This is a genomic window from Sporosarcina aquimarina (assembly GCF_033253705.1).
Lineage (GTDB): Bacteria > Bacillota > Bacilli > Bacillales_A > Planococcaceae > Sporosarcina > Sporosarcina aquimarina.
Map to the genome: position 1 here is coordinate 300,169 of NZ_JAUBDH010000002.1, position 12,380 is coordinate 312,548.

Here is a 12,380-nt window from a genome sequence, read left to right on the forward strand (position 1 = left end):
GTGTTATTGAATTATATAAGAAACGATATACACTTTTTTAATTTCTCCATCTTTCATGAGGGGGTTCAATTGAGCTTTAACTGCATCCTCAAAAGCTTGCTTTCCTGTTTTCCCTTCAAAATCTTTTGCTGTTTTCTCAGAAAGTTCCTGGATGACGATGTTGTTTACTTGGAAGTCTCTTTTTGTAAGCTCGGCAGCTGCTTTCTTGCTGTCCGTTTGAATTTTTAAAGAAATACGGATGAATTGTCGTCCCATTAAATTCGTTGTTATTTCAGGTACATCCACAGATGCTTCAAGTACTTCATCAATTGTTGGTTCTTTTTCAGTTCCATCGCCTTTGTTTAACTGAAGAAGTAAGATAAGTCCAACAACACCGACCAAGGTAATACATACTAAAATGATTAACGATACTGTTAAAACTTTATTCTTCATCTTCTTCACCTCGCAAATGTGGATTGGATAGTAATTGAACAGATTGATAAAAACGAGTAATCCGTTCATTTACTGCATCCAGCGAATCAAGTACGACATACTTGGTTCCGGTCGTTAACGTAATTGTTGTATCTGGAAACGATTCGATTTTTTCTATGTAGAGCGCATTCAAATGGAATGTCGCACCGTTTAAACGTGTAACTAGAATCATATGTAAAGGGCCAGGCTATAGAGCCGGCCCGACCCTCCTTTAACGAGCAGAATAGGGGTTGCTTGTAAAACATGCTCTTAACAGCAAGCACTTCTGTTTCAACATAAAATTTCAATCAACTGTATTGGTTAATTAACGTTTCAAATTGACAAGTTCTTGTAAAATTTCATCTGAAGTCGTAATGATCCGTGTATTCGCCTGGAATCCACGTTGCGCTACGATCATGTCTGTGAATTCTTCTGATAGATCCACGTTGGACATTTCTAGGGAACCTGATTTGATAGCACCTCGTCCAGCATCAAGTGGCTTACCGGTTATTGCTTCACCCGAGTTAGCAGATTGTTGGAAAAGGTTACCTCCTATTTTTTCCAGCCCCCCAGGATTGTTAAATGTTGCAATATTAAGTCGTCCTGCTACTTGAAGCTTTCCTTCTTGAACATAATTCACAGTACCATCTTGCCCAATCGACATGTTAGTCGCATCAGATGGTATTTTTATAGAACCAAAATTTGTAGCTTTATCTTCTTTCAACGTTGTGGTTTTCACGGCTGGATTTCCAGTAGATGTTTCTTCATTCTGCAATCCAAGTATAAATCTTCCATCGCCATCTACTAACGTTCCGTCTTTGTCCAAATAAAAGTTTCCTGCTCTTGTATATTGTACGTCTGTAGCAGTAGCTCCGTTTTGAACTATAAAGAATCCATCTCCTTCAATGGCTAGGTCCAAAGTGTTTCCTGTAAATTGCGTAGATCCTGCTGTGTGAAGTGTATCAATTGCAGCTAGCTGAGAACCCAGTCCAACTTGTTTCGGATTGACACCGCCTCGTGTATCACCCACTGGACCGCTCGCTCCAGCAACGGTTTGCGAATACAAATCTTTAAAGACAGTCCGCCCTTTTTTAAATCCGTACGTATTGACGTTTGAAATATTATTCCCGATTACATCCAGTTTCGTTTGAAAGTTTTTAAGTCCTGAAATTCCTGCGTACATTGAGCGTAACATAATAAGTTTTCCCCTCTCGGATTGTAAAATGCATCTGCTTCTGTCGGTTAGCAGTGCGATGGCATCCTTCTTCTAAGGTCCTGCCAATGATTATTTTTTTAACTCAAGACAATTGTTCCGTCAATATTTGTAAAAAGTTGGTCTCTCGCTTCAGTGCGGTCCATCGCTGTTATGACCGTGGAATTTTTGGCACTTACGATAAGTGCTGCTTGATCCATCAGTACGAGTGAGTCGCGAATTCCTTTCGCTTTAGCCTCGTTTACTTTATCCGTGACATGAGCCCATTCAGCTTCAGAAATCGTAATGTTACGTTCAGTTAAACGTTGTACCGCATGTTTGCTTACTTTTAACGTTTGTGGTGCAAGCGCGGTATTCAACTGTTCGACAAACGACTGTTTCGGCACAGGCTGTCTGCGTTGTCCAGGTCGTAGTTGCGGCTGCGATTGGAGACGCTGAATGTCAAGCTTTTCCATGCAATCGCTCCGTTCTGCCTTTTATTTGCTAATAGAAGTAAAGATATTCCCTTGTATTTTCTCGCCGTTTTCCAGAATATACATCAGTTTTCCATCTTTGTTTGAAACAGAAGTAACGATCCCTGTCTTTTCAACATCATCTTGTACATAGCCTACTGTTTTCCCAATAAGCATGCTCGCTTCGACTAGGCTATTTGAGTTCATACCGCCAGAAAGGACTTCTGAAATATTTCCGGGTGACAACTTTTGTCCATCCGCCATTGTGAATTCCACTGTTCCATCGACATATCTGACGGAAGTGATGGTCCCTGTTCCTTCAGTGATTACCGGCTTTCCGTTTTCATCCGGCTTTTCAGCTACTTGGTGCCATTTAACGTCCTTGCCTACAAACGAATTGTATTGAATCAACTGACTTTGGTTTTGAGTTTCAGCAAACTTTTCAAATGCCTTGGTAAGGTTCATCGTCTGTTCTAAAGAAGAGAATTGAGCCATTTGAGCAATGAATTCATTATCTTTCATTGGGTTTGTGGGATCTTGGTTTTGTAATTGTGCAATTAACAACTTCATGAAGTCATCTTTCCCCAGAGTGCCTTGACCTGTTTTACGTTCATCTCTTTGTTTGTTCATGAGATACATGGACTCTTTAATCGGTTGTTGACCATCTACCATTTCTACACCTCCAGATCTACTAAAAATTCCTGGAAAGATTGCATTTCTTCTGATTCCTGTTCAGTTTGTTCTTGTTGTTCTGGATTGCCTTTAAACTGATGCTGGCTGAAGTTTTGACTGCGATCATTTCTTGATGGATCTTGGACAGCTTGGGTAACATCAATCCGATCCACTTGAATATTTTGCTGTGCAAATGATTGCCGTAACTGATGCAGCTGACTATCTAACATCTCTTTTCCAAGTGATGTTGATGCGAGTATCCTAGCGGTCATTACACCATTCATTTGAATCAATTCAATTCGAATTTGGCCCAGTTGTTCAGGATTCAGTTTAATGAGCAAACGATTCGTCCCGCCAAATTGGCCAAAGTTAGTTTGCTTGAATATGCCCTGCAATTTGTTCATTAACGTTTCTGATTGACTCGGCGGTCTTGTTTCAAGTGAATCAAGATTGAAATTGTTCTTAGATTGTATCGGTTGAACACTTGAATTCTGAAGGAATTGAGATTGATTTTGTTCGCTTTTCCCTTCATTTGGTGCTTGTTCTTGACGATTTTCTGTAACATTTGTCATCGTCTGTATAAGTTGTCCCAACTCTGACTTAGCAGACCCTGTCGTTTGTCCAACTTTTAACGATTCAAGCGGATTAGCAGTAAGAAAAGCTGAAAACTTAGAATCAGTTGAGAAGCTTCCCGAACTAATCGATTCTCCTAAGCTAGTAAGTTGATCACTTAATTGACTTAAATTCGTTTCCTGCCAGCCAAGCAAATCTTTAGTCGGCAGCAGTGTTTCAACTGACTTCAAAAGGATGAGTAAATCCTTGGCTTGCTGCTGCAATTCTTTACCATTACTCAACATACTTTCAATAGACGTTGAGAGTGTCGGCGAGTAGTCACTTACAGCCTTTATCAATGACCAAATATCATTGGAATATTGAACTTCAGCCAATTCTTCTTTAGTTATCCCTGATTCATTCAAAATTGAAGTAATCGTTTGGAGCAACTCTTCCAAATCTAAGCCTAGTGATTCAGTCCAGTCTTTTAGGGTGCTGGATTGATTTAAACTTTCAAGTGCTTCTAATCCTTTTTCTTGTGAACTGCCTGTTAGTTCTTTTATTGCTTTAGTCAAAGAATGAACGTCAGCAGCGGTCAATAAGTCTTCTACTTTTGCTTTTAGCGATCCTATTCGTTCATCCTTAGAAACGTCAGCATGATGTTCATTGTTTTTAGTCATTTTAGCTACCATGCGGCCGAAAGAATTTGCGGGTTCACCACTTGTTCTAACAGAATTGCCGGCCTTAAGCCCTATTGCTGAAGATGGCAATTGCACAGAACTTATGTTCATTTTTTCACCTCCTAAGACAAATTCTATTACTTTATGATTATATCATTAATTCGATAAAAGAGCAGTATATTTTGCAGCATCTTCAGGGGACATTTTCTCAAGTACTGCCGCTAAAGTGTCCGCTTTCATTCTAGATAAAAGCTGGAGAGCTTTTGCATCATTCATCTTGGTAATTACTGGTGCCGCTGATTTTGGTGACATTTTTTCAAAAGTAGAAACCAGCTGTCCGAACTCTTTCTTGGTATCATCATTGGATTGTTGAAGTGCTGTAATTTCAGCTTGCAGCTTTTCTTGCGCTATTAACAACTTTTCATTTTTCTCATCTGACTTTTTCAAATCATCTTGAATATCCATTAACTGTTGTTCCTTTTGTTTTAATTCTTCCTTCATTACTGTAATTCGTTCAGCTAGAATTTTCTCATCTTTTTCTTTTGAAATACTCTCTTTTTTCTGTTCTACAGCAGGAATAGAGGATGTCCATTGCTTGGCCTTTTCCATCACATCTACATCTGCGACTTTTGCGATAATCAATAAAACAGCAATTGCGAAAATCAGCGGTATAACGAACCAAGCAAGTAACATTTGAAAAAAGCCACCCGCTTTTCGTTCTTGATTAAACGAGTCTGTAGTTTTATTTTTCGTTTGTTTCACCGGCTTACCACCTATTTTCATTTTTACGGAATTTTTGTGTCGCTAGTTCATCCAGACGTTGTGCTTCCTCATGCTCTAATTCGTCTTGATACGCATCGTGATCTTTTTCCCGCATTTTTTCGTATTTCTTCACTTCAATCGTTTTGTCGAGTAATCGCTCTTCATACCAGTTCATTTTCCCTCGCGCTTGAATCACTTGCTGTTGAACAGAATTGATCTTCACTTCTAAACTCTCTATAAATCTGGCGTAGTGATGAATTTCATTTACCGCAAACCCTTTTGTCATTTTCTTTTGCTGGACATCTAAGATATTCTCTTTTTTTTTCAATAGATCATACAACTCAGTAGCAACTTTTTCAAATGATTCTATAGATTGCTTATAAGCAGATTGAGTCTCGTTTTTTTCTTGTTCCTTGAACGTCAGCACTTTTTCAAAACGGTAGTTGTATGATTTCAAGTTTGACTCCCTCCTGATGCGAGAGCTATCAATTCTTCTATACTTTCTTCCATAGAGATATTGTCTTTATAGCTTTGCTTTAAAAATTTCGTAATAAGGGGTTCATATGCTATAGCTTGGTCAATTTCTTTAGAAGTTCCCTTTTTGTACGCGCCAATATTTATTAAGTCTTCCGATTTATCGTAGGTGTAATATAACTCACGCAGTTTTTCAGCAGCTTTCACATGATCAGAATCAGATATATGATTCATCAAACGACTGACACTTTTCAAAACATTAATAGCAGGATATTGTCCTTTATTCGCCAAGGTTCTGTCTAATACAATATGGCCATCCAATATTCCACGCACAGCATCTGCAATCGGTTCATTCATGTCATCGCCGTCCACAAGAACAGTGTAAAACGCAGTGATAGCGCCTAACTCATTTGTACCGCTTCGTTCTAATAACTTAGGTAAGATTGCGAAAACAGAAGGTGTGTATCCCCGTGTAGCTGGTGGTTCTCCTACCGCTAATCCAATTTCCCTTTGCGCCATGGCAACTCGTGTAACTGAGTCCATCATCAACATGACATTCAACCCTTTGTTTCGGAAATACTCCGCAATGGCAGTAGCAGTAAATGCACCTTTTATGCGCATTAGTGCTGGCTGATCAGATGTTGCTGCCACCACAATGGTTCGGCTGAGTCCTTCTGGCCCCAGATCCCGATCGATAAATTCACGAACTTCGCGACCTCGTTCACCGATTAGTGCGATGACGTTAATATCTGCTGTTGTATTACGAGCTATCATCCCGAGCAACGTACTTTTTCCTACCCCTGATCCTGCGAAAATCCCTACACGCTGACCATTTCCTACAGTAAGCATTCCATCTATCGCTTTAACCCCTACAGCTAATTTGTCATTGATAGTCGGCCGTGTTAAAACATTTGGCGGACTTTGCTCAGTACGAACAGTAGCTAGTCCTTTTGGTAATATCGATTGGTCTATCGGATTGCCGAGAGAATCCAGCACTTTCCCTATCAGGTTCATCCCTACTCTTACTTCAAGCGGCTTCCCAGTCCCTTCAACTAAACAGCCGCTTGATATATCCGTAACATTTGTGAAAGGCATTAACATAACAATTTCTTCTCGAAAACCGACCACTTCAGCTAAAATCTGCGAGTCTTGTGCACTCGAATGATTCAAATGAATGATACATAAGTCACCAATTGAACTTTCCGGACCTTTTGACTCGATCATTAATCCAACGACTCTAGCAACTCTGCCATATTTCTTAAAAGTTTTCACTTTAGCGATTTTGTTCGTTAGTTCTTCAGCTTTTTTCATGGTCAGCCCTCGCTTTCCAATAGTTCCACAAGGCGCTCTTTCATTTCATTTAACTGCTCATCTACACTGACTACGATTCTCCCGTGGTTTGTCTCAATGTAACAATCGGTTTCTTTAAAATCATCATTTACGAAAAGTAACAAAGGAACATCCGGCGGAAAAATGGAAGCGAGTTCCTCACGGTTATCTGAAACCAGTTTATAGCACTCCGGAGATACATAGAGTTTAACCTCACGCATCTCCCTCGCTTCTTTTAACCCTCTCTTAACTATCGATAAATACATTTCCGGATTATCGTCCAGTACATGGCCCAGAATACGTTCAGCAGATTTCATCGCAATTTCTAAAATAAGGCGTTCTTGGTGCTCCAAGTAAGACTGTCCGTTTTTTTCTGCAATCTTCACTGTTTCATTTGTCTTCTTAGTAATTTCTTGCATCTCTGAAATACTCTTTTTCGTTCCTTCTTCAAATCCCACTTGAAATGCTTCCTCATAAGCCTCTTGCTGCAACTGTGCTTTTTCAGTTTCCCAAGCGTTACGCATTGCATCAATGTCATCGTGTGCGGTTTGACGCATTTGTTCAATTTCCGCTTTTTCAACATTCACTTGCCTCTGCGCATCATTAAGCAGACGATCCCGTTCCATGATAACTTCAGCTAAATTCAATTGTGGTGCAGTTGAGTTCGACATCGGTTCTATCATCTGTTGGAGATTACGAATCCCTATTTTCTTCACACCGGACGTTTGTTCCATTCCAGGTCTGTAGATATTAGACAATCACATCATCTCCCCCGCCACGGGCAATAATAATTTCTCCTGCGTCTTCCAAACGTCGAATGGTTGCAACAATTCTTGTCTGCGCTTCTTCCACATCTCGCAGACGTACCGGCCCCATAACATCCATCTCTTCTTTAAATGACTCAGCCATGCGTTGAGACATATTTTTAAAGAGAATATCTTTAACTTCTTCACTAGATACTTTCATAGACAAAATAAGGTCTTCGTTTTCACAATCGCGGATAACTCGTTGAATTGAGCGGCTGTCCAATGTAATCATATCTTCAAATACAAACATGCGCTTTTTAATCTCTTCTGCCAATTCTGGGTCTTGGATTTCCAACGCATCAAGTATCGTTTTTTCAGTAGAACGATCTACCCCACTAAGAACTTCCACAACCGCATCTATGCCGCCTGTATCTGAAAAGTCTTGTGTCACAGTCGATGACAACTTACGTTCAAGGACTGCTTCAATCTCACTAATCACTTCAGGCGATGTCGACTCCATCTTAGCAATTCTCTTCGCTATATCTGCTTGAACTTCTTGTGGTAGAGAAGAAAGAATCATTCCCGCTTGTTCTGCTTCTAAATAAGACAAAATGAGTGCAATAGTTTGCGGGTGTTCGTTTTGTATAAAGTTTAAAAGCTGACTCGGTTCCGTTCTTCTCGCGAAATCAAACGGCTTCACTTGGAGTGAGGATGTTAATCGATTTATTACTGCTTGCGCGTGTTCTTTTCCTAACGCCTTTTCCAACACCGTTTTCGCATAACCAATTCCTCCTTGGGAAATGTAATCCTGCGCAAGGGCAATGTTATGGAACTCTTCAATGATTTCTTCCTTTACAGAAGATTCAACTTTTCTTACTCCTGAAATTTCTAGTGTTAACCGTTCAATTTCTTCTTCTGACAAGTGCTTGTAAATTGATGCAGAGACTTCAGGTCCGAGAGAAATCAATAGGAGTGCAGCCTTTTGTTTCCCTGACATATCTTTATCTTTTTTTACCACGTCTGCACTCTCCTTAATCCTCGGCTATCCACGTACGCAGTAACTTTGCAAATTCTTCCGGCTTATCTTTCGCCATTTTTTCAAGTTGTTTCCTGCGCATTGTAGCACCAGTTTCTTTTTCACTATTGATATCACTTACATCAATCGCTTCAAGCTGCTCCTCAAGCGCCTGTGCATCTATTAATGCTTGTTGCTCATCTTTGCGACGCTTCCTTACAACCAAAATCACCAACACAATGATAATTAACAATAATACCCCGCCAGCGATATAGACCCAAACTGGAACGACTGGACGTTCTGTACTAAAATCAGTTTGCTTTCCACGTATCGGCTGAATAGATACAGCGATTTTTTCGGCAAGCTGCTCATCGGTCAATTCTCCGACAGAAGCCTTATCAATCGACGTCCGGATTATTGTCTCAAGAATTCGCTCGATGTCTTCTTGAACGCCAGGTTCTAATGATCCTGGATCGTCTGCTGTTGGCGGCTCGACCATTACTTGCAATCCGATATCTCGGATTTTGTACGGACTTTCTACAATATCTTTACGAATCCGATTAACTTCATTATTAATCGTTTCTTCCATGCGTTCATAATCGCCGTTACCCGTAGAGCCCTCGACAATTGTTGTCCGATTGTCCGTTGGATCTTCTCCCTCAGGTGTTCCGCCCGGGACCGCTCCTTCACCTGTGAACGTCTCTGTAATACGCTGTACGCTCAGAGCAATCCCTTCCTTACTTTCCTCATCTACAGGAGTGACTAAATTTTCCTCGCGGTTTTCCTGTTGGAAGTCGATATCAGTAGTAACGGAGACCACTACCTTATCTTGGCCCATCATAGAACCTAACATCGTTTGAACTTGTCGCTGCAAATCACGTTCGATAGATTTTTTGATAGACATTTGGTCAGCCACGTTAGAACCAAATTGATCACCTTCGTGGTTCAAATCGTAGTAGTCGAAATACTGGTTCATGACTACAATATCTTCTTTAGCTAAGTTCGGAATACTTTTGGATATTAAATTGTATAACCCCTTAATTTGGGATTCAGTGAATTGTTGGCCCAGTTGAGTTTTTAATACAATAGAAGCGCTAGCTGACTGGACATCTTCATTGACAAATACGCCTTGTGTTGGAAGTGTAATCATGACCTTCGCATCTTGAACCCCTTCAATCCCGGTTATCAACTTAGCAAGCTCATTTTGCATTGTTGCAAGCTTGATCATATTAAATTCGTTGTCTGTCGTACCAAATCCGGCATTCTCTGAGAAAAATGAATAATCAATTCTACCGGAGTTTGCCAAACCCTGTGATTCAATAGATACAAGTAAATCATCCACCCGCTCTTCAGGAACAAGTATGGATGTTCCACCCGGCGCAATTTGATTGGGTACTGCTTGAGCATCCAATTCTTCCTTTATCCTGCCGATATCAGAGCGGGAAAGGTCTTTGTATAAAGGTACATAAGTGGTACGTGACAGGAAGAAAGTTAGGAGGGCAGCAACAAGTATAATCGCTGCCGCTACACTTATATATAAGGTTTTCTGCTTCGTTGTCCGGTTTGACCAAAACGCTTGAATGTCATTTTTGATCTTTGTCAATCTCTCTTTCATTCTGATCCTCCGGTCGGCAAACGTCATCCGTACAGCTGCTGCTGAATAACGCTATATTTTTCTTACACTGGCATTCTCATTACTTCTTGATATGCTTCGATCACTTTATTTCGTACTTCCATTGTGGCATTAAGAGCAATAGAAGCTTTTTGTGCAGTTATCATTACATTGTGGAGGTCTACATCCTCACCTCTCACCAGTTTCTCTGTCATCACGTCTGATTGTACTTGAGCAGTGTTGACATCTTGAATCGCTTCTTTCAAAAAGTTTCCGAATTTTTGCTGAGACTCAAATGTTGTTGGAGCCGTTTTCAGCGCATTAGGTGCTGCCCCCGAACCCATCGCCATTATTGAAGGTATAGCCATGATTTATCATCTCACTTTAAAATTATTTTCCTATCTCCAATGCTTTCATCAGCATTGCTTTATTGGAATTAAGTACTGTGATATTCGCTTCATACGATCGAGTCGCAGACATCATATCAATTGTTTCTCTTAGCGGATCTACATTAGGCATTTCTACATATCCTTCTTCATTTGCATCAGGATGTGTCGGATCAAAAACTTGTTTAAAGGGCGTCTCATTATCTTCTTGAATTCTCGAAACTGAGACGCCATTCCCGATTGCGCCACGGTCGCGATTCCCTATAGCAACGTTCAAAAAACTTGAAAATTGTCCTTGCTTCGGTTGAAAGGAAACTGATTTTCTTTGATAAGGCTTCCATTCCCCATCTACTAATTTCCCGCGTGTCGTATCGATATTCGCCATATTTGAAGAGATTACATCCATTCTGAGTCGCTGAGCAGTCAACGCGGATGCTGAAGAATTTAAACTGTGAAAGATAGACAAAGTTACCGTCCTCCTTTTATTACATTATTTAAAGAATTAAATTTACTGCTAATTCGATCAGCGAGAGCATTGTAGTAAATCTGATTGGCTGCTAAATCGGCTTGTTCTTTATCCATATCAACACCATTGCCGTTTTGGTTGAAACGAAAGCTCGAATAATTATGTGTGCTTGAACCAAATGTTGTAGGAGAAAATGGCAAATGGCGTCGGTCGGTACGATGCGCTTCTAGGTGAGCTGTTTTTGCTTCTTGCAAATAATTTTTAAAATCAACAGTTTTCACTTGATAGTTAGGTGTGTCAACATTTGCCACATTTTGCGAAATCGCTTTGGATTTGTCAGATGAAAAGTTAAGCCCTTTTTCCAAAGCTGAAATTGTGCCTCCATAAAGATCCATTTTCTCTCCTCCTTTGTCTATATATGTAAGGAATATATTAAATTCGACACAATCTATTATAATTTAACAATATAATTCATTGTATCGGATTATGAAGTATTTTGTCTATACCATGAATCTACTATTATGAGACCAGTTATATATAAAACCACTGTTTTTTCGACACAAACTTTGAATAACAAGACTTTGTACTTACTATTTTCCTTCCCTTTTTTCCAATAAGTATTACTCTTAATCTTGGAAATAATATCCTGCTTCTATTTTGTAATAAAATTTCATCAAAATTTCTCTTAAAAATAAAAACGAGCAAAAGCGAATACGCTTTTGCTCGTTACAACCAATTATTTATTGAATATCATTATGATTTTTGTTTTTCAAGTTCTTCTAGGAATTTACTGTTAAGAACCTTAATGTACGTTCCTTTCATTCCTAGTGAACGCGATTCAATTACGCCAGCACTTTCAAGTTTGCGAAGTGCGTTAACGATAACTGAACGTGTAATGCCGACTCTGTCCGCAATTTTAGAAGCAACAAGAAGTCCTTCGTTACCATCCAACTCGTTGAAAATGTGCTCAATCGCTTCATGTTCACTATAAGAAAGTGAGTTGATAGCCATTTGAACAACTGCTTTACTGCGAGCTTCTGTTTCAATTTCTTCAGACTTTTCACGAAGAATTTCCATTCCTACAACTGTTGCACCGTATTCAGCTAAGATGAGATCGTCTTCTTTAAAATCATCGCTTAAACGTGCAAGAATTAACGTACCAAGACGATCTCCGCCACCAATAATAGGTACAATAGTAGTTAAACCACTTTTGAAGAGTTCTTGGTTCTCCACTGGAAATACAGTGTATTCACTTTCGATACCAATATTTTGTGAAGTTTCACGAATGTTGAAAAGCTTGTTAGTGTAGTCTTCAGGGAATTTACGATCTTCAAACATTTGTTTCATACGTTCGTTTTCAATTTGGTGATGAATTTCTAACCCAAGCAATTTCCCTTTTCGGCTGACGATGAATGCGTTACAGTCGATAACTTCGCTTAGTTGCTCCGCCATTTGTTTAAAGTTTACTTGCTTACCTGCAGTTTCTTGGAGCATTGCATTAATTTTTCTTGTTTTGTCTAACAGTGTCATTATGTTTCCTCCTTATGATTTGGAACTGATAAGAATATTCT

The 12,380-nt window shown here is 39.7% G+C and carries 16 protein-coding genes; all 16 read right to left on the reverse strand.

Features of this window, described 5'->3' with window-relative positions; genetic code table 11:
• Positions 1-3 precede the first annotated feature (3 nt).
• The 16 genes from fliL to codY all read right to left on the reverse strand — a co-directional run bounded on the left by fliL (position 4) and on the right by codY (position 12,339).
• Complete coding sequence (fliL, locus tag QT716_RS04105) at positions 4-432, reverse strand: flagellar basal body-associated protein FliL (RefSeq protein ID WP_317934655.1); 429 nt, start codon at positions 430-432, stop codon at positions 4-6.
• Complete coding sequence (locus QT716_RS04110; protein WP_317934657.1) at positions 422-643, reverse strand: flagellar FlbD family protein; 222 nt, start codon at positions 641-643, stop codon at positions 422-424. Before QT716_RS04110 ends, fliL begins: the two co-directional genes overlap by 11 nt.
• A gap of 132 nt (positions 644-775) precedes the next feature.
• Positions 776-1,645: a flagellar basal body rod protein FlgG gene (gene flgG, locus QT716_RS04115; protein ID WP_317934658.1), complete on the reverse strand. Its 870-nt coding sequence runs from the start codon at positions 1,643-1,645 to the stop codon at positions 776-778.
• 98 nt (positions 1,646-1,743) lie between these two features.
• Positions 1,744-2,118: a TIGR02530 family flagellar biosynthesis protein gene (locus QT716_RS04120; RefSeq protein ID WP_317934659.1), complete on the reverse strand. Its 375-nt coding sequence runs from the start codon at positions 2,116-2,118 to the stop codon at positions 1,744-1,746.
• A gap of 21 nt (positions 2,119-2,139) precedes the next feature.
• Complete coding sequence (gene flgD / locus QT716_RS04125) at positions 2,140-2,787, reverse strand: flagellar hook assembly protein FlgD (RefSeq protein ID WP_317934661.1); 648 nt, start codon at positions 2,785-2,787, stop codon at positions 2,140-2,142.
• A 2-nt stretch (positions 2,788-2,789) separates the two neighbouring features.
• On the reverse strand, positions 2,790-4,130 hold the full coding sequence (locus QT716_RS04130) for a flagellar hook-length control protein FliK (protein ID WP_317934663.1): 1,341 nt from the start codon (positions 4,128-4,130) through the stop codon (positions 2,790-2,792).
• Between the two features lie 45 nt (positions 4,131-4,175).
• Complete coding sequence (locus tag QT716_RS04135) at positions 4,176-4,781, reverse strand: MotE family protein (RefSeq protein ID WP_317934664.1); 606 nt, start codon at positions 4,779-4,781, stop codon at positions 4,176-4,178.
• Between the two features lie 4 nt (positions 4,782-4,785).
• A complete protein-coding gene (gene fliJ, locus QT716_RS04140; RefSeq protein ID WP_317934665.1) occupies positions 4,786-5,238 on the reverse strand; it encodes a flagellar export protein FliJ in 453 nt (150 codons plus the stop codon).
• Positions 5,235-6,566, reverse strand: a complete 1,332-nt coding sequence (gene fliI, locus QT716_RS04145) for a flagellar protein export ATPase FliI (protein ID WP_317934666.1) — start codon at positions 6,564-6,566, stop codon at positions 5,235-5,237. Before fliI ends, fliJ begins: the two co-directional genes overlap by 4 nt.
• Positions 6,567-6,568: 2 nt before the next feature.
• The gene (fliH, locus tag QT716_RS04150; protein ID WP_317934667.1) at positions 6,569-7,342 is read right to left on the reverse strand and encodes a flagellar assembly protein FliH; all 774 of its coding nucleotides are present in this window, start codon (positions 7,340-7,342) and stop codon (positions 6,569-6,571) included.
• Positions 7,335-8,348, reverse strand: coding sequence for a flagellar motor switch protein FliG (fliG, locus tag QT716_RS04155; protein ID WP_317934669.1), 1,014 nt, complete (start codon positions 8,346-8,348; stop codon positions 7,335-7,337). Before fliG ends, fliH begins: the two co-directional genes overlap by 8 nt.
• Before the next feature lie 13 nt (positions 8,349-8,361).
• Entirely contained in the window at positions 8,362-9,960 is a 1,599-nt protein-coding gene (gene fliF / locus QT716_RS04160) for a flagellar basal-body MS-ring/collar protein FliF (protein WP_317934670.1), read from the reverse strand.
• A 62-nt stretch (positions 9,961-10,022) separates the two neighbouring features.
• A complete protein-coding gene (gene fliE, locus QT716_RS04165; RefSeq protein WP_398292319.1) occupies positions 10,023-10,325 on the reverse strand; it encodes a flagellar hook-basal body complex protein FliE in 303 nt (100 codons plus the stop codon).
• Between the two features lie 22 nt (positions 10,326-10,347).
• On the reverse strand, positions 10,348-10,809 hold the full coding sequence (flgC, locus tag QT716_RS04170; RefSeq protein ID WP_317934671.1) for a flagellar basal body rod protein FlgC: 462 nt from the start codon (positions 10,807-10,809) through the stop codon (positions 10,348-10,350).
• A 2-nt stretch (positions 10,810-10,811) separates the two neighbouring features.
• Positions 10,812-11,204 (reverse strand): flagellar basal body rod protein FlgB, encoded by a 393-nt coding sequence (gene flgB, locus QT716_RS04175; RefSeq protein WP_317934673.1) that lies wholly within the window; start codon positions 11,202-11,204, stop codon positions 10,812-10,814.
• Between the two features lie 358 nt (positions 11,205-11,562).
• Positions 11,563-12,339 (reverse strand): GTP-sensing pleiotropic transcriptional regulator CodY, encoded by a 777-nt coding sequence (gene codY / locus QT716_RS04180; protein ID WP_317934674.1) that lies wholly within the window; start codon positions 12,337-12,339, stop codon positions 11,563-11,565.
• Positions 12,340-12,380: the final 41 nt, after the last annotated feature.

Excerpts from the sequence above, each read along its gene's own strand:
- flgB (WP_317934673.1), bottom strand. The coding sequence starts at position 11,204 with ATGGATCTTTATGGAGGCACAATTTCAGCTTTGGAAAAAGGGCTTAAC.
- fliE (WP_398292319.1), bottom strand. The coding sequence starts at position 10,325 with ATGGCTATACCTTCAATAATGGCGATGGGTTCGGGGGCAGCACCTAAT.
- flgG (WP_317934658.1), bottom strand. The coding sequence starts at position 1,645 with ATGTTACGCTCAATGTACGCAGGAATTTCAGGACTTAAAAACTTTCAA.
- flgD (WP_317934661.1), bottom strand. The coding sequence starts at position 2,787 with ATGGTAGATGGTCAACAACCGATTAAAGAGTCCATGTATCTCATGAAC.
- codY (WP_317934674.1), bottom strand. The coding sequence starts at position 12,339 with ATGACACTGTTAGACAAAACAAGAAAAATTAATGCAATGCTCCAAGAA.
- QT716_RS04130 (WP_317934663.1), bottom strand. The coding sequence starts at position 4,130 with ATGAACATAAGTTCTGTGCAATTGCCATCTTCAGCAATAGGGCTTAAG.
- QT716_RS04120 (WP_317934659.1), bottom strand. The coding sequence starts at position 2,118 with ATGGAAAAGCTTGACATTCAGCGTCTCCAATCGCAGCCGCAACTACGA.
- fliL (WP_317934655.1), bottom strand. The coding sequence starts at position 432 with ATGAAGAATAAAGTTTTAACAGTATCGTTAATCATTTTAGTATGTATT.
- QT716_RS04110 (WP_317934657.1), bottom strand. The coding sequence starts at position 643 with ATGATTCTAGTTACACGTTTAAACGGTGCGACATTCCATTTGAATGCG.
- fliI (WP_317934666.1), bottom strand. The coding sequence starts at position 6,566 with ATGAAAAAAGCTGAAGAACTAACGAACAAAATCGCTAAAGTGAAAACT.
- fliF (WP_317934670.1), bottom strand. The coding sequence starts at position 9,960 with ATGAAAGAGAGATTGACAAAGATCAAAAATGACATTCAAGCGTTTTGG.